Origin of the sequence: Nesterenkonia massiliensis, from assembly GCF_000455245.1 — a bacterium.
Classification (GTDB): Bacteria; Actinomycetota; Actinomycetes; order Actinomycetales; family Micrococcaceae; genus Nesterenkonia; species Nesterenkonia rhizosphaerae.
On record NZ_HG005165.1, the window covers coordinates 312,549 to 329,972 of the forward strand.

At 64.1% G+C, this 17,424-nt stretch carries 14 protein-coding genes; all 14 read right to left on the reverse strand.

Annotated features, from left to right (window positions below; genetic code table 11):
• Nucleotides 1-15: 15 nt before the first annotated feature.
• Nucleotides 16-744, reverse strand: coding sequence for a YggS family pyridoxal phosphate-dependent enzyme (locus tag TX78_RS01460; protein WP_044492968.1), 729 nt, complete (start codon nt 742-744; stop codon nt 16-18).
• Nucleotides 745-808: 64 nt separating this feature from the next.
• A complete protein-coding gene (locus TX78_RS01465) occupies nt 809-1,651 on the reverse strand; it encodes a polyphenol oxidase family protein (protein WP_049897286.1) in 843 nt (280 codons plus the stop codon).
• Nucleotides 1,652-1,806: 155 nt separating this feature from the next.
• Nucleotides 1,807-3,003: a cell division protein FtsZ gene (gene ftsZ, locus TX78_RS01470; protein ID WP_044492970.1), complete on the reverse strand. Its 1,197-nt coding sequence runs from the start codon at nt 3,001-3,003 to the stop codon at nt 1,807-1,809.
• Nucleotides 3,004-3,362: 359 nt separating this feature from the next.
• Nucleotides 3,363-4,040: a cell division protein FtsQ/DivIB gene (locus TX78_RS01475; protein ID WP_158644280.1), complete on the reverse strand. Its 678-nt coding sequence runs from the start codon at nt 4,038-4,040 to the stop codon at nt 3,363-3,365.
• 127 nt (nt 4,041-4,167) lie between these two features.
• Nucleotides 4,168-5,634: a UDP-N-acetylmuramate--L-alanine ligase gene (gene murC / locus TX78_RS01480; RefSeq protein ID WP_044492973.1), complete on the reverse strand. Its 1,467-nt coding sequence runs from the start codon at nt 5,632-5,634 to the stop codon at nt 4,168-4,170.
• Nucleotides 5,631-6,737 carry a UDP-N-acetylglucosamine--N-acetylmuramyl-(pentapeptide) pyrophosphoryl-undecaprenol N-acetylglucosamine transferase gene (locus TX78_RS01485; protein WP_044492975.1) on the reverse strand — a complete coding sequence of 369 codons (1,107 nt, stop codon included), beginning with the start codon at nt 6,735-6,737 and terminating at the stop codon, nt 5,631-5,633. Before TX78_RS01485 ends, murC begins: the two co-directional genes overlap by 4 nt.
• A gap of 98 nt (nt 6,738-6,835) precedes the next feature.
• A complete protein-coding gene (locus TX78_RS01490; RefSeq protein ID WP_233722112.1) occupies nt 6,836-8,320 on the reverse strand; it encodes an FtsW/RodA/SpoVE family cell cycle protein in 1,485 nt (494 codons plus the stop codon).
• A 33-nt stretch (nt 8,321-8,353) separates the two neighbouring features.
• Nucleotides 8,354-9,919 (reverse strand): UDP-N-acetylmuramoyl-L-alanine--D-glutamate ligase, encoded by a 1,566-nt coding sequence (murD, locus tag TX78_RS01495; RefSeq protein ID WP_044493519.1) that lies wholly within the window; start codon nt 9,917-9,919, stop codon nt 8,354-8,356.
• Nucleotides 9,916-11,022, reverse strand: coding sequence for a phospho-N-acetylmuramoyl-pentapeptide-transferase (mraY, locus tag TX78_RS01500; RefSeq protein ID WP_044492982.1), 1,107 nt, complete (start codon nt 11,020-11,022; stop codon nt 9,916-9,918). Before mraY ends, murD begins: the two co-directional genes overlap by 4 nt.
• Complete coding sequence (locus TX78_RS01505; protein WP_044492984.1) at nt 11,019-12,503, reverse strand: UDP-N-acetylmuramoyl-tripeptide--D-alanyl-D-alanine ligase; 1,485 nt, start codon at nt 12,501-12,503, stop codon at nt 11,019-11,021. Before TX78_RS01505 ends, mraY begins: the two co-directional genes overlap by 4 nt.
• A complete protein-coding gene (locus TX78_RS13425) occupies nt 12,500-14,161 on the reverse strand; it encodes a Mur ligase family protein (RefSeq protein ID WP_044492986.1) in 1,662 nt (553 codons plus the stop codon). Before TX78_RS13425 ends, TX78_RS01505 begins: the two co-directional genes overlap by 4 nt.
• Entirely contained in the window at nt 14,155-15,951 is a 1,797-nt protein-coding gene (locus TX78_RS13430; RefSeq protein ID WP_044492988.1) for a peptidoglycan D,D-transpeptidase FtsI family protein, read from the reverse strand. The genes TX78_RS13425 and TX78_RS13430 overlap by 7 nt, the downstream gene beginning before the upstream one ends.
• Nucleotides 15,952-15,975: 24 nt before the next feature.
• Nucleotides 15,976-16,629 carry a hypothetical protein gene (locus tag TX78_RS12415; protein ID WP_049897289.1) on the reverse strand — a complete coding sequence of 218 codons (654 nt, stop codon included), beginning with the start codon at nt 16,627-16,629 and terminating at the stop codon, nt 15,976-15,978.
• On the reverse strand, nt 16,626-17,424 hold a 799-nt coding region (gene rsmH, locus TX78_RS01525; RefSeq protein WP_044493521.1), incomplete at its 5' end, for a 16S rRNA (cytosine(1402)-N(4))-methyltransferase RsmH. The genes TX78_RS12415 and rsmH, both read right to left, overlap by 4 nt.

Sequence of the window (17,424 nt, forward strand, 5' to 3'; positions counted from 1 at the left end):
TGCGTGACTCAGAGATTACCCGGGATAAGGTCGCGAGCCGAGGACATCACGTCCTATGCGTAGGTGTGTCGCCCCGCTTGCCACCGCAGCTTCTAGATCCTGACTCATACCTGCTGAGATCCAGTGCGCCTCCGGGTGTGCGCCGCGCAGGCTGCTGGCCAGCTGCTGCAGCCTGTCGAAGGCAGGCTCGGCCGGTTCCCCCAGCGGAGCGACAGCCATGAGGCCTTTCAATTGCAGACCTGTAGCCTCAGCAACCTGGGCGGCCAGTTCCTCCACCTTCGCCGGGACTGCTCCGCCCCTGCCGTCGTCGACGCCGGGCTCGCGCAGGTCCACCTGGATCAAGCAGTCCAAGGGGGCTGTCCGCTGCCCCTCCTGCAGCGCTTGGTCTGCAGCTTTTGAGAGTGCAGTGATCAGCTTGCCGCGGTCTACCGAATGCACCGCGGAGGCGTATCGCGCCACGGATTTGGCTTTATTGCTCTGCAGCTGTCCGATGAAGTGCCAGTTCAGTCCCGCCGTCGATATCGCGGTATGGGCGGCCTTGGCCGCGGCTTCCTGATCTTTGTTCTCCCCCACCTGGCGCACACCCAGCTGGTAGAGACGCTGGACATCTGCTGCCGGAAAGTACTTGGTGACAACGATCAGCTCGGGACGGTCCAGTCGGCCGGCGGCAGCACAGGCCGTCTCGATTCGTTGGTGAACGCGCTGAAGTCGGTCTTTGAGCTCATCTGTCCGGGGATCTGTCACGCAGGTCAGTGTATCTCCGCAGTGCAGCACGGAATCCCTGGCCGTGGAGCGCGTGTCAACCGACTCAGCGCTGCCAGATCAGTCCGGCAATGCGGCCCTCTGAGGCACCGGTCTGCTGGCTGCCGCGATGAGAATACAGTGCCGCATCCTCTATGGTGCAGCCGAAGATATCGCTGACCAGGACGCCCTCGGCTTCAAGGACACGGCCCGCCTCCGCCCTGAGATTCAGCGCGGGTGTCCCCCAGCTGGTGGTGGAGGCCAGGGCGGGTCGCTGCGCAGCCAGTTCATCAACCATCTGCTGCGGCACCTCGTAGCAGTCACCGCAGGCAGCCGGGCCTATCCACGCGCTGATCTGCTGCGCACCGTGCTCACGCAGTGCTGCGACGGTGTTCTCCAATACGCCGTCCAACAGACCGATCCGCCCGGCGTGGGCAGCTGCGGTGAGATATTCGGACTGCCCCTGCGCTGATGGTTCACGTGTGGCGGCAAAAAGCACCGGCAGGCAGTCTGCGGTCATGATCGCCAGCGGCTGCCCTGCCTCAGGAGAAATCCAGGCGTCTCCAGTTAAGACGGTCCGGGCTTCTAAATGATCTGTTCCTGGGTGGTGATCTGTGGTCGGTGTTGATGTGGTCGATATCTCTGCGCCAGGCGTCTCTGCGGCGTTGTGAACCGTCGCAGAATGCACTTGGTTCAGAAACTTCAGCGAGCCCGGGGGGATCTTCATATGCTGTTCGACCCTGCTCCGGTTCTTAGCGCCGTTGACCCCGGTGTTCAACGACATGGTGCCGGCAGCTGTTGAGGTGAAGGCCAGTCGGAGCGGACCATGATCAGCGCTCCACCAGAAGGGCTCATTGCCTCGGTCCGGTCCTGCCGGCGCTGTTTCTGCGGGTGGCTGCTGTGACGTCACCGCTTCAGTATCCCGCATCGCTGCGGCGCATGGGGCTGGAACGGGAGGGCGAGGATGGTCTAAGGATGCAGAACGGGGGCACCCCTGCCTGGAGCGGCAGGCGGTACCCCCGTGCGCGATGGGAAGGTTATCGCCGTAAGTCTGTTGCCCTATTTCTACTTCAGGAAATCAGGAACGTCCAGGTCATCGTCGTTCTTGCCGGTGTAATCCGACTCGATAATCTCCGGGATCTCCTCCTGGGAGCGGGCCGCGGGGGCCGGGCTGGAGATGCGCGGCTGCGGTGCAGTGTCCTGGGAGGCTGCCGAAGCTGCTGGTGCGGTGGCGCCAGCTACAGGGGCCACCGGGACCGCTGGACGCTGCGGCGCCGGGGCGGCCTGCTGCGGTGCCGCCGGGCGGGAGGTGGCATCCACCTGGTCGAATCCGGCCGCGATAACGGTCACCCGAGCTTCATCTCCCAGCGCGTCATCGATCACCGCACCGAAGATGATGTTGGCCTCTGGGTGGGCCACTTCCTGCACCAGGCGGGCGGCCTCATTGATCTCGAACAGGCCGAGATCAGAACCGCCCTGGATGGAGAGCAGCACACCGTGGGCGCCGTCGATGGAGGCTTCCAGCAGCGGGGAGGCGATGGCCAACTCTGCGGCTTTGACGGCTCGGTCTTCCCCGTTCGCCGAGCCGATACCCATCAGCGCCGAGCCTGCACCCTGCATGACCGACTTCACATCTGCGAAGTCGAGGTTGATCAGGCCCGGGGTGGTGATCAGGTCTGTGATGCCCTGCACGCCGGAGAGCAGCACCTGATCAGCTGACCGGAAGGCATCCAGCACCGAGACATTCTTATCCGAGATGGAGAGCAGACGGTCATTCGGGATCACAATGAGGGTGTCGACCTCATCGCGCAGCGCTTCGATGCCGGATTCGGCGGAGCTGGCACGACGGCGGCCCTCAAAGGTGAACGGCCTGGTCACCACGCCGATAGTCAGCGCGCCCAGGGACCGGGCGATACGTGCCACGACGGGCGCACCGCCAGTACCGGTGCCGCCGCCCTCGCCGGCGGTGACAAAGACCATATCGGCCCCGCGCAGGACCTCTTCGATCTCTTCTGCGTGATCCTCGGCAGCCTGGCGTCCCACATCGGGGTTGGCGCCGGCGCCCAGACCGCGAGTCAGTTCGCGTCCCACGTCAAGCTTCACATCGGCATCGGACATCAGCAGCGCCTGGGCGTCAGTGTTGATGGCGATGAACTCCACGCCGCGCAGCCCCACCTCGATCATGCGGTTGACGGCGTTGACACCGCCGCCGCCGATGCCGACGACCTTGATCACGGCCAGGTAGTTGTTCGGTGTAGCCACGTGAGTTTGTCCCTTAGCTCTCGAAAGTCTTAATGCACGAAGACCCCAGCTGCCCTGAACAGGCTGCTGACCGGGAGGCTCCTCACTGCCTTGCCCGTCAATCCGCGCTCTGGCGGGGTCCGCGGCTTAAGCCGATGCAGTTCGCGGATGCATCGGTTCAAGCCAACCCGCCTTCACACACGGTGACTCCGTCCCGGGCCGCCCTTACAAGCAGCCGGAGCCTTCGTGACACATGCCATTCTTCTGTTCCGGACACCCTGCAGCAACGTTCAAGTTGCACTTGAACCTTAGAGGGTTGAGGCCTCCTCAGCCGCGGGTGCCTATGCAGTTTTGCCCCACCCTACAGCCCTGACACCCGATCAGCGGGTAACCGGCGTGGACGGCGTGGAGATATCAATAATCTGGGCTTCAGCGAAGTCCTCTGCGCTGGAGGCCAGGATCGCCTCCAGTACCGCCGCCTTTTCCTCACCGCGGTCATCGGAGCCCCACACCACCACTCGCTCATCTGCCAGTTCGAGATGAACGGAGTCGATCGATTCTGCAGAGGCCGCGCTCATCTGCTCCCGCGCTGATTCCGGCAACTGACCCAGCACAGAGACGATGGCAGCGAAGACGGCCTCATCCTCCAGGGCCGCCTCTGCTGACACTTCGGGCGTGGCGTAACCCTCAGCGTCCATGACCTGGGCCCCGCGGAACTCTCGGATGACCTCCCCGGCGTCGTTGTAGAACAGCACGGCCTCGTCTTCATGGACCTCGGCCACCGGCGGGTGCTCCTGAATCTCCACATGCAGGGTATGCGGAAGCTCTGCCCTGCTGTGCACATCTGCCACCACGTTCTCCTGCTCCAGAGCGGCCCGAATATCGGCTGTGCTCACCTGAGGCAGGGGCTCTCCGTAGAAGCTCTCGACCAACTCCTGGGCCCGGGCATCAGTCAGCAGGTCGTTACCGCTGACTTCGATGCTGCGCAGTGCCAGCAGCGGGGAGAAATAGAGCGTAGCCACTGTCGCCACCAGCGCGAGGAAGGCCCCACCGAGCATGAGCAGTCCCCGACGTCGGCGCCGGCGCTCAGTGACCGTCTCCGGTTCCGGAAAGGACAGCGGCTCATGATCACCACTGTGCTGTCGATCACCACTGTCCGGTGGCTCACCACTGTCCCGTCGGGGCTCACCCACCGGTGCGCTCCCGCAGGGCCTGCACAATGCCGGTGCCCAGGTGGGTGACATCCCCCGCGCCGATGGTCAGGATGATATCCCCGGGACGGGCGACGGCGGCCACTGCGCTTACCGCGGAGTCGGGGCTGTGCACCGGATGGCCCAACAGCTCAGCGGTAACCCCTTCGATGGGCTCTTCACGGGCCGGATAGATATCCAGCACCAGAGCAGTGTCGGCAGCTTCAAGGGCCGCACCGAACTCTGCGGCAAAGGACTGGGTGCGGCTGAACAGATGCGGCTGGAAGATCGCATGGACCTGACCGGGCTCCAATGATGAGTCAGGCTGGTAGGCCACTGCGGCCCGGGCTGCGGCCAGCACCGCGGCCACCTCGGTGGGGTGGTGAGCGTAGTCGTCATAGACCCGAATGCCGGAGACCTCACCGCGCAGCTCGAAACGCCGTGAGCTTCCCGAGAATTCAGCCACTGCTGCCGCCGCCTGCTCCAGTCTGAGCCCGGAGGCCAGGCCCGCGCCGACGGCGGCAGCAGCATTGAGCGCGTTATGGACACCGGGCACCTTCAACTGCAGCCGCGCGCTCTGGTCGGCGTAGCGGAGCACAGCTTCCAGCCCGGCACCTGCCGGTACCAGCTCGTTCAGCTGGATATCGGCGGACTCCCCGGTTCCGTAGCTGAGGATCTGGACATCTCGTGCGGCAAGGGATTCCCGCACCTTCTCCAGCAGGGCGGCCGCGCCGTCGTCGTCGGCACAGATCACCAGCGTTCCCCCGGCCTCGATCCGCTCGGTGAAGTCCACAAAAACCTGCTCCACCGCCTCCGCAGTGCCGTAATGGTCCAGGTGGTCAGGCTCGACGTTAGTGATGACCGCGATGCGCGGACGGTAATTGAGCAGGGAACCATCGGACTCATCGGCCTCAGCAACGAACCACTGACCCGCACCGGCCTGAGCGTTGGTGCCGAAACCTGCCACATTGGCGCCGATGGCGAAACTTGGCTGCACCCCAGCACGATCAAGCATCACCGCCGTCATCGATGAGGTGGTGGTCTTCCCGTGCGTGCCGGCTACCGCGATCGCCTGCTGATCGGCCATACACGCTGCCAGACCTTGGGATCGGTGCAGGATGTCAGCACCGGCGGCGCGGGCGGCGTCGTACTCCGGGTTGCCCTCATTGGCAATGGATGAGGCGATGACCGTGGTCACCGGTTCTCCGGCTTCAGCCTCAATGGAGGCAATATTCGCGGCGCTGTATCCCACCCGCACCGGCACACCGGCGTCACGAAACTCCTGCAGGACCGGGAGGTCTTTGGCGTCGGTACCGGAGATCGGCACCCCGGCAGCCAGCATCAGTCGGGCGATGGCAGAGACGCCGACACCTGCCAGTCCCAGAAAATGAACCCGCCCCAGGGCCGCAAGTGCAGGTGGGATCTGGGGACCGGGGGCCTGAGTCGCTGAAGTGGTGCTCATACCTGGGCCTCCACACCTGCTGCGTGCAGGGCCGCACGGGCCATCCGCTCGTCTGCATCAGCGATTCCGGAGGCTTCTGAGTGCTGCTGCATGGTCAGCAGCAGCCGTGGGTCCTTCAGCAACGGCAGAACATTGCGCCGGATCCAGGACTTGCTGAAATGCTCGTCCTTGACCAGCAGGGCACCTCCGGCGTCCACCAGGCCGCGAGCATTGAGCTCCTGCTCGCCGTTGCCGATGGGCAGCGGGACGAATACCGCAGGCAGGCCCACCGCGGCGACCTCGCAGACAGTCGCCGCTCCGGCACGCGCCACGATCAGGTCCGCAGCCGCATAGGCCAGGTGCATTCCGTCCAAATACTCACGCTGGTGGTAGTGCTCAGCGCGCAGCGGCGCGCCATTGGCATCAGTGACGACTTTGCCTCGGCCGGTCAGGTGCAGGACCTGGGCTCCGGTGCTGAGAATCTCCGGCAGTGCAGAAGCCAGCGCTCGGTTGACGTTCAATGCACCGGAGGATCCCCCGGTCACCACCAGGGTGGGGCGCTGCGGATCCAGACCAAGAGCCTGACGTGCAGTCGCGCGCTCCGCATCACGATCCAGACGCGAGATGGCCTGAGCCATGGGCATCCCCACATGCTCCGCCCCGCGCAGCGGAGTGTTCTCGAAAGCCACCCCGGAGAAGGCGCTGAACCGGTTGCCCAACTTATTGGCCAGTCCCGGTCGCGCATTGGCTTCGTGCAGTACCACCGGGATACCGCGCCGTCGTGCTGCCAGATACACCGGTGTGCAGACATAACCGCCCACACCCACCACTACCTCAGCCTCGCGGCGGTCCAGGATCTCACCGGCGGCGTTGATCGCTGAACGGAAACGGCCCGGGAATCGCAGCAGGTCACGGGTGGGTCGGCGGGGAAAAGGAACCTTCTCGATGAGGTCCAGCTCGTATCCGGCCTCCGGAACGAGGCGGGTCTCCAGGCCTGCGGGGGTTCCGATCATGGACTGGCGGGCCTGCGGGGCGAGTCTGTGGATCGCCTCAGCGATGGCCAGCATGGGGCTGATATGTCCGGCAGTGCCGCCTCCAGCGAGGACGACAGAGGGAGCGCTCATAGCGTGTGGGGTTCCTTCGGGTGTTAAGCGACGATCTTCGGCAGGTCAGTCATAGCGGGGTACATCAGGGACGTCGGCGTGATCGCGGTCTGGCGTCTTTACCGCGGTGCCAGTGTAGACCGCTTAGCAGTACCGCGACGACGGCGCTTGGGCGCCCGCGCTTGGAGCCGCTGGCGGCGCGCGAAGTTCAGCACCACCCCGACTGCTAAGAGTGTGATGGTCAGGGCTGAGCCGCCGTAGGAGATGAAGGGCAGCGGCACACCGACCACCGGCAACAGCCCGATGACCATGCCGATATTGATGAAGGCCTGTCCGCTGAGCCAGGCGATGATACCGATGCACACCAACCGGGTGAACTGGTCATCGGTGCCGAATGCCACCCGGAAGATGCCGATGGACAGGGCGGCGAAGAGCCCCAGCACAGTGAGAGTTCCCAGCAGGCCCAACTCCTCACCGATGATGGTGAAGATGAAGTCATTGTGGACCTCGGGGATGTAGTCCCATTTCTGCCGGGACTGCCCCAGGCCCACTCCCCAGAAACCGCCGGAGGCCAGCGCGTAGTAGCCCATCTCGGTCTGGTGGCAGGGATCCAGGCTGTGGTCACAGTTCATACCCAGCCATGCGTAGACGCGCATCATCCGGTACGGGGTCATCCACATCAGCAGGCCCACTGCGACCACCGCCAAGGCACCGGCTGCGATGAAGTAGCGCAAGGTGACACCGGCGGCAAAGAGCAGTGCGGCGACAACGGTGATGATGATCAGGCTGGTGCCGAGGTCACCACCGGCGAGCACCAGCACCAGCACGGCCAGCGCACCCGGGGCCACAAAGGGGACCACCCAGTGGGTGAACTGCTCCACCAGTCGCCCCTTCTTGGCCAGCACCGCCGCGCCCCAGAGCACCAGGGCGAGCTTCGCCAACTCCGAGGGCTGGCCGCGGACAGGTCCGATCTGCAGCCAGTTGGTTGAACCGCCGCCGTCTGAACCCAGCGGAGTGAAGGCCACCAGACTCAGCAGCACTCCGGAGAGCAGCATCATGGCCCAGCCGATGCCGCCCATCCAACGGGTGGGCACGTACATCATGAAGATCATGCCCAAGACGCCGATGCCAGCCCACATCGCCTGACGGGCGACGATGGTGAACGGGTCCCCATCGCCGGTGACTGAGGTCGAGGACAGCACGAAGGTCAGGCCGATCACAGAAAGCGCGATGGCTGAGCCTAATACCAGCCAGAAGTTGGTGTAAGGGTTCGCCCCTTCGAAGAACGCCCACAGCTGGCGGACCCGTTCTGCTCGGGAGGCGGCGCGCTGTTGGCGCCAGGCCCGCCCGGTGGAACCGTCTGCGGCGTCGTCCTCCTGCCCCGAGGTGGCTGCGGTTGAAGTATCAGTATTGCTTCCTGGGATGTCGTCCACCAGCCGCAGATGCCCACGCTGGGATCCGCTGTGGCCGGGTGTCTCCAGCTCCGGGGTCTCCGGCTCTGCGGTCAGCAACTCCTCGGCCGAGTCCGCTTCAATCGGCGACGGCGCGGTCAGTACCGTTGGTGCAGGAGGTCGGGCCGGAAGCCGCGGCGGGCGCTTATCCATCTGATCCTCCTTCTACGGGCTTGGGGTGGCTGCTTAAGCCGGACCTTCCATCAGCTCGGCGACTGCTTCGATGAAGGCTTCGCCTCGTGCTGCATAGGAGGCGAACTGATCCATCGAGGCCGCCGCAGGACTGAGCAGCACGGTCTGGCCTGCGGTAGCCAAGCGATGTGCCTGCGCGACTGCTGCACGCATTGCGGCAGTTCCATCAGCAGATCGCAGCAGGTCCTCCACCGGTGGGGGTGTATCTGATCCCGTCTGGTTCTGCGTTTCATCTTCGCTCACGCCTCCGCCGATCACCGGCACCTGCGGCGCGTGTCGTTCAAGGCTGGAACGCAGCTGAGAAGAGTCTGTACCGATGAGAATCACCTGGCGCAGCCTCGGCGCCACCTGGCGCACCAGCTCGTCATAGTTCACCCCTTTGGGGAGCCCGCCGGCGATCCAGACAATTTCGCTGAAACTGCTCAGCGACGCCGCTGCGGCGTGGGGGTTCGTGGCCTTTGAGTCATTGACCCAGAGGATATCGGCGGCCTTGGCCACCGGCTGGATGCGGTGGTCGCCTGCTTCGTAGCTCTGGATAGCAGTGCGGATAGCCTCTGGCTCCGCACCTGCAGCGCGTGCTAGTGCGGCGGCTGCCAGCGCATTGGCCACCAGGTGCTGGGGCGCCATCGGACCGAAGTCTGAACGCACGGCGAGTTCAAGGGCCTGGTGTCGACGGTTGTCCAGGAAAGCACGATCTACCAGGATGTCGTGACCATCCTCAGCACGGACCATACCCAGCATCGACACATCCGGGGTGTCCGTGGTGAACCCGATTGCCCGGCAGCCCTCGGCAACATCGGCACTGGCCACCATCTGCTCAGTGACCGGATCAGCCACGTTGTACACGCAGGCGACTTCAGTGCCGGTATAGATCTTGGCCTTATCAGCGATATAGCCGGCCATGCTGCCATGCCAGTCCACATGGTCCTCGGCAATATTGAGAACCGCTGAGGCCAGCGGGTTCAGGGCTTCGGTGTAATGCAGCTGGAAGCTGGAGAGCTCAACGGCCAGCGCATCGTAGCCTTCGGGGTCCCGGATGGCATCCAGGATGGGCATCCCGATATTCCCGCAGGCCACAGCGCGTCGACCGGCCGCCTGCAGCATGGACTCCAGCAGGGTCACCGTGGTGGTCTTGCCGTTGGTGCCGGTGAGCACCAACCACTGCGGCTGCCTGGCCCCGGGTCGGGCGCCCAGTCGCCGGGCCAGCTGAATATCTGACCATACCGGCACATGCTCGGCGGCAGCCTGCTGCATGATTGCCGAGTCCGGGCGCCAGCCCGGCGAAGTGATGATCAGCTCAGGTGCTTGGTCCCCGATGAGCGGAAGCTCATCGACTGCCGCGGCCCCCAGCCGGATATCCTCCACACCCACAATGCGCAGGGTCTGTGCATCCAGCTCTTTTTTGGGCGTGCTGGACCCGTCAACGACAACCACGCGGCAGCCAAGTTCGGCAAGAGTATCCGCAGCGGAGAACCCGGTGACGCCTAAGCCCAGCACTGCCACACGGACACCGGCCCACGGACCGTCCCAACCGCGCAGCTGCGGATGGGAACCCGTCACTGCGTGATCACCCACTCGCCGTAGAACACCGCCAGGCCAAGTCCTACTGCCAGCGCTCCGATGATCCAGAAGCGGACCACCACTGTCACCTCGGCCCAGCCCTTGAGTTCGAAGTGATGGTGCAGCGGCGTCATCTTGAAGACACGCTTACCGCCAGTGAGCTTGAAGTAACCCACCTGGATGATCACACTCATCGTGATGATCACGAAGAGCCCGCCCAGGATCACGAAGAGCAGCTGAGTGTGCGTCAGGATGGCGAAGCCCGCCAGCGCACCACCTAGAGCAAGCGATCCGGTATCGCCCATAAAGATCTTGGCCGGTGACGTGTTCCACCACAGGAAACCAATCAGCGCGCCGGTGATAATGGCGGCGACTGTGGCCATATCCATCGGGTCCCGCACGGTGTAGCAGACCGATTCAACAGCCCGGGGCCCGCTGCAGGACTGGTTGTACTGCCAGATGGAGATGATCGTATAGGCCGCGGTCACCATCGCCGTGGCTGCAGCAGCGAGGCCATCGAGCCCATCGGTGAGGTTGACCGCATTAGTGGCCGCGGTGTTGATCAGATTCGCCCAGATGACAAACAGGATGCCGCCGATGACGGTGCCGAAGACTGCGAAGTCAATCGGTGTCTCGCGCACAAAACTAATGGCAGTCGACGCCGGGGTGTTGCCCTCACTGTTGGGGAACTGCAGCGCCAGTACCGCGAAGAGCACGCCCACAATCCCCTGACCCAGGATCTTAGCCCACGGGGAAAGCCCGAGGGACTGCTTCTTGGTGATCTTCGCGGCGTCGTCGAAGAAGCCGACAACGCCCATACCTGCCATCAGAAGCAGCAGAATCAGTCCCGAGGCCGAGGGTCCGGCAGCGGTGTCACTGATCAGCAGCAGCACCCCGTGGGTCAGCGCATAGGAAATCAGCACCGCGAGGATGATGACAGCACCACCCATAGTGGGTGTGCCGCGTTTGAATTCGTGGCTGGTAGGCCCGTCGTCGCGGATGAACTGCCCGTATCCGCGACGCACTAAGAAGCGAATGAGCAGTGGTGTCCCGAGAAGGGTGAGGAGCAGGCCGAGGGCTGCACCGATTACGACGGCGATCACTCAGTTCCTTCCCATGAGGCGATTTTGTCTCCAAGAAGTCTAAGCCCAGCTCCGTTGGAGGACTTCAACAACACAATGTCTCCCGGTTCCAGAGTCGATTTCAGCCAGCTCTCGGCTTCCTCTGCGGTGGCCACCCAGTGGACCTCACTGCCCCAGGAGCCTTCGGCGATGGCGCCGCGGTAGAGCGGGTACGCAGTCTCCCCCACCACCAGGGTCTTGTCGATGTTCAGCCGGACGACAGTCTCACCCAACTGGGCGTGTTTGATGATCGATTCATCGCCGAGCTCCAGCATCGCTCCTAGAACCGCCACCGAGCGGCGCGGTGTGGCCAGCGGGTCATGGGCTGAGGGCCGGGTCAGCATCGCCAGAGTGCGCAGCGCTTCACGCATGGACTCGGGGTTGGCGTTATAGGCGTCGTTGATGATGGTCAGCGACTGCGGCTCCCCCTTGAAATCTATGACGCTGCGTTCCATTCGCCAACGGGATGCCGGTCCCAGCCCCTGCAGGCGCGCGGCGATGTCTTCGGGTTCGGCTCCGGCGCGGTAGGCCGCAGCAGCAGCCGCCAGGATATTGGTGATGTGATGGGCTCCGGTCAGCCCACTGGTCACCGCGAACTCCTCCCGGCTCGGGCCAAAACTCAGCGTGAACTGCGGGTGACCCTCACCGTCGAGAGTCAAGCTCTTGGCGGCCACCGTGCGGGAACTGACGTCCATCGAATCCGAGGTGGTCCAGGTAATCGGCGCACTGGCACGGTCTGCCATGGCACGGACCTGAGCGTCGTCGTCGTTGAGAATGACGTGCTCAGTGGCCAGCTCGGCGAGTTCTCCCTTGGTCTGGGCGATCTTGTCGGCACCGCCGAACTTTCCGGCATGGGCGGAGCCGACCATGAGGACCACCCCAATATCGGGTTTCACCATCTCGCACAGGTAGCGGATGTGCCCGGGCCCGTCGGCGCCCATTTCGATGATCAGGTACCGAGTGTCCAGTTCGGCGGTGAAAACCGTCAACGGAACTCCGACCTCGCCGTTATAGGACCCCTGAGGCGCTGTGGTCGGGCCCTCTTCTCCCAGCAGCGCAGCCAGTAGATCCTTCGTGGTGGTCTTCCCTGCCGACCCAGTAATGCCGATCACCGTGGTGGGCGAATGCGCGCGTATGCGACGGATGATTTCAGCAGCGAGCGCTCCCATTGCCACCACCACATCCGGCACGATCACCGAGGGGTGCTCGGTACCGTCAGGGGCATAGGTCGCACGCTCGGCGAGCACCAGCTGGGCCCCAGATGCCAGGGCCGCGTCAATGAAGTGATGACCGTCAGTGGTCTCCCCTGGCTTAGCGATGAACAATGAGCCCGGAGTCATCTGCCGGGAGTCTGTATCGGCACCGGTCAGCGTCACCGACTGCGGATCCAGCTCCGCGGCCTCAAATCCGAGCAGCCGGCCCCCGGTGATCTCAGCGATCTCAGCGGCGGTCAGCGGAATCATGCGTAGTCTCCTTGAAGCGTGGGGTACCCGCGTGCAGACAGCGCGCGGGCCAGTTCTACCCGGTCATCGATGGCGTGCTTGGCACCGGCCATGTCCTGATGAGACTCATGACCACGTCCGGCCAGCAGGATAGTGTCCGCTCGCCCAGCGGCAGCAACCGCTGCGGTGATGGCGTCCTCGCGCGGGCTGATCTCTTCAAGCACCGTGCTTAGGCCACCACGGGCGATAGCGTCACGGGCGCCCTCGAGCAGGTCGGCACGGATCTGGGCGGGATCTTCACCGTGGGGATCGTCATCACTGATGATGACGTGGTCGGCCATCCGTACTGCGATCGCGCCCATCGTAGGACGCTTGCTGCGGTCACGTTCGCCCGCGGCGCCGATGACCAGAATGAGTTTGCCGTGCTGCTGGCGGACCGCCTGCAGGGTGCGGATCATAGCGTCGGGGTTGTGGGCGAAGTCCACGATCGCCGCAGGTCCGGCGCCGTCGGTTCCAGCCGCAATCACCTGCATCCGGCCGGGGACCTGCACGTGGAAGGGCCGCTTGGTCTCCAGTGCGGCCACGACATCTTCTCGCGTGAACTCCTGGGCGCGGTGCGGATCCGCAGCTGCCTCTAAGACCATCACTGCAGCCAGTGCGGCATTGGAGACGTTGAAGTCCCCCGGCAGTGCAGTGGAGGAGCGAACCTCTTCCCCGGTATGCCGGTTGACTAAGGTGAACGCGCTGCCCAGGCCCTCAGGTGCGACCTCGCGTACCTCCCAATGAGCCTGGGTGACGCTGTCCGGGCGAGTGGAGAGGGTGACGACCTTACCGGTGGCCGCGGCAGCCATCCGGTGCCCCCAGGATTGTTCGGCCCCGGCGTCGTCCACAGTGATCACGCTGATCCGGGTCCGCGAGCGGCTGAAGAGGGCTGCCTTGGCGGCGAAATACTCCTCCATGGTCCCGTGCAGGTCTAGGTGATCCTGGGTGAGGTTGGTAAAGCCAGCGACGTCGTAGAACAGTCCGGAGATCCGCTGGTAGCTGATGGCATGGGAGGAAACCTCCATAGCGGCGGCCGCGACGTTCTTCTCACGGAACTGGTGCATCAACGCATGCAGCTGCACAGCCTCCGGGGTGGTCATATCCGATGCGATGCGTTCGGAATCCTCTGGAGTCGCACCGGCGGCGATCTCGATAGTTCCGATCAGCCCGGTATTGCGCCCCTGAGGTGCCAGCAGTGCGCTCAGCAGCGCACGCAGGAAGTAGGTGGTGGTGGTTTTCCCGTTCGTTCCGGTGACACCGAAAAGTGCCGGATCCGAGGAGGCGGTAGTGCCGTAGATCACAGCCGCGGCGGGACCGGCAGCGTCACGCACTGCCGAAACTTCGATGACCGGCAGCTGGTAGCCGACGGTCTCACGAATCTTGGCTACCCCGGCGGCGTCGGTCAGTACGGCGGCAGCACCGCGGCTGATGACCTCGGTGATGAAGTCGGCCCCGTGCGCCCGCGCTCCGCTGACAGCAACGAACAGATCCCCCGGCGCTACCCGCTGGGGATTCATGGCCGCACCGGTCAGTGCGGTGGCGTAGGCACTTTCTGCGACAGGACTCAGAAGCGGGTCATACCCTGTAGCTCGCAGATGCTCAGTAAGGGTGCCGACGCTGACAGCGCTGGTCACCACGGATAGTCCTGCTTTTCGCCCACAAACCCATCATAGGCCTCCGACTCTGCTCCTGAGGGAGGCACGTCGTAGCTGGAGAGGGTATAGGACATGATGTCCCGGAAGGTATCTGTGAGGTCCCAGTCGCCAAAGCGTCCTGCGGGCCGGTGCACGGTGACCGAGACCAGGAACTGCGGGTCATCGAGCGGGGCCAGCCCCACAAAGTTCACGGTGTACCCGTCGAAGCCCCCTTGAGCACCGGCGGCCTCAGCGGTGCCGGTCTTTCCACCGACCCGGTACCCCTCGATAGCAGCACCGCGGGCGCTGCCGTATTCCACCACGCCCTCCATGAGCTTGAGCATCTCCTCTGAAGTGTGCGAGGAGAAGATCCGCTCGGATTCGGTCTCCACCGGATGTTCGGTTCCATCTGGATCGACGTAGGCGTCAACAATGCGCAGCGGCGTCTTCACGCCGTCGTTGGCCAGCAGCTGGTACATCTGAACAGTGTGCAGCACGGTCATCTCATAACCCTGACCGAACTGGGTGGTCAGCGGCTGGCGCGCGTCCCACTCCTCAGGCGGGCGCAGCGCAGACTGCCCCTCGATCCCCAGACCGATGTCAATGGGATCGCCGATGCCGACTTTGCGCATGTAGTCGTAGCGGGTCTGCTCATCGATCTGATTGCCGATCAGCACGGTACCGGTGTTGTAGGAGCGCGCGTAGATGCCCGCCGCCGTCATCTCGTACTCAGAATGCGAGCGGGCGTTCTGGATGGTCTGGCCGTTCCAGGTGTAGCGGTAGGGAACCGTGTAGTGATCTTCGGGCTCCATGACCCCTTCTTCCAACGCCATGGCGAAGGTGATCGATTTGCCCCCGGAGCCCGGTTCAAAAGGCTGGGTCAGAGCAAGCGGACGGCGGAAGAGCTCATCGGTCTGACCCGGTTGTGCCGGGTCCACGGTTTCAGAATCTGCCATGGCCAGGATCTCGCCTTCGCTGCCTTCACGAAGGTCGACCACAGTAGCGTTGCCCCACTGGGCGTTGTACTGGTTGGTCTTCTGCGCGATGGCTTCTTGGGCGTACCACTGCAGATCCTGGTCGATGGTGAGCTTCACATCCTGGCCGTCGGTGGCGGGGACCTCTTCATAGGTCGCGGTAGGGATGCGCACGCCGTCGGCACCCACCTCATAGATCCGCTGGCCCGATTCACCTGTGAGGGCCTCGTCCTGAGCCGCTTCCACCCCTTCTAAGGGTCCATCTGCTCCGATGAAACCGATGATGGAGCCGGCAACGGGCCCGGCAGGATAGGCCCTCTCGGACTGGGGCTCGGAGAAGATGCCCGGGACTCGTAGCTCCATGACTTTCTGACGTATCTCCGGGGTCACCGACCGGTCGATCATCGAGTACCGGTTGGTGCCGTCCCCGGTCATCGCCTCCAGTACCTCTTGGCGGTCGATCTCAAGGATCTCAGCGATCTGGGCGGCGGACTCCTCCACCGTGATGGGAACTCTCAGGCCGGTGTCCGGATCCCGAACGGTGTAGCTATCGACCTGAGGCTGATCAGCGATGATGTGGTACCGCTCCACGGAGGTGGCCATGACGCGCCCGTGGACATCCAGGATGTCTCCACGGGCGCCGGGCAGCTCAACACTGCGCAGCCTGTCGCTGACCGCCTGTTGAGCATTACCGGCCGGGTCGAGGGCCTGAACGTGGAAGAGTCTTCCGCCCAGAAGCATCAGCATGGCCAGCACCAGGGCAAGCCCGATGCGCATGCGGAAGGAGAGCGTCTTGGCGCGCTGGGTGGTGCCCATCATGCGTCAGTTGTCCTCCGGGCCGCTTCAGTTGATCAGCTTCGGGGCGGGAATTGTGCCGCCCTCTAAGTCCTGACTGCCGAACTTGCGGTCAGCCTGGGCTTCTTGGCCTCCATTGTGCCCGTCCGCAGCGTGCATCAGGGTCTCCAACGCGCCGACGCCGAGTAGTCCGGTAGGCGAACCCTCGGCCTGTTGCGCCACGTCCACTGCCGCGCTGACGTCCTGGCCGGGCAGCACAGGTGCTGCCACAAAATTGCTGGGGCGGTGGGAGGAGTCAGCGCTTTCGGCGCTGCCGATGACATCCCCACTGGCCAAGTCCAGGGTCCCAGCCGCAGCTGGCATGACCATGCCCAGGGTCACTGCAGCATTGGACAGTGACTGAGGTGACTCCAGGAACTGGACCTGTTGGGTCAGCGCCTGGTTCTGATGCACCAGTGACTGATGCTCATTCTGCATCTGGACCACGCTGTACTGAGCGTTGGCGATGTGAATATTCAGGGCCAGAACCGCTGCAAGTGCCGCTGCAAGCAGCAGAATCACTCCGGCGATCAACCCTTTCTGCCGCCCTTTGACCTTCGGCAGAACCTGCAGTGCTGGCCGAGAGCGCACAGCCTGCTGGGAGCGCGGCGAGCTGTGCTCCGGGGAGACTGTGCGCACATCTGCTACGGAGAGGACGCTCATGCGATACTCCTTGCCGTGACTGGGGCCTTGGCCTGGCGGATCTTCTCGGCTGCGCGCAGCTTGGCTGATGCTGCGCGCGGGTTCTCAGCGATCTCCTCTGCGGTGGGCGGTTCTGCCCCGCGGACCACATTGCTGAAGGTGGGTTTGTGCTCGTCAAGCTCCACCGGCAGTCCGGCAGGTGCTGAGGATGTGGTGCGCTTGGCGATGGCTTGTTTGACGATCCGGTCTTCAAGCGAGTGGTAGCTGAGCACCACGATCCGGCCGCCCAGGCTCAGTGCATCCAGTGCATGCGGAATAGCTCGGCGCAGCACCTCCAACTCCTGGTTCACCGCGATGCGAATGGCCTGGAAAGTCCGCTTGGCCGGGTGCCCCCCGGTACGTTTTGCTGCGGCTGGGACTGCTGAATCCACGACGGCGGCCAATTGGCTCGTGGTGGTCAACGGTGATTCCTGCCGAGCCCGGATGATCGCTTTGGCGATGCGCCCTGCGAACCGCTCCTCGCCGTACTCGGAGAGAATCCGGCGCAGTTCATTCTCCTCCACCCGCGCCAGCAGCTGAGCAGCCGTTTCATCTGGGGAGTCATCCGCGGCGTTCATGCGCATATCCAGTGGTGCGTCATAGGAGTAGGCAAAGCCGCGTTCAGCCTCATCGAGCTGCAGAGACGATACTCCGAGGTCAAAGAGCACTCCGGCCAGACGCTGGTCCGGCTCGAGCGTCTTGGCAACCTCGTCCACCTGGTCGTATACCGCATGGACGCCGCGAAAACGGCTGCCGTAACGCTCGAGCCGACCGGCG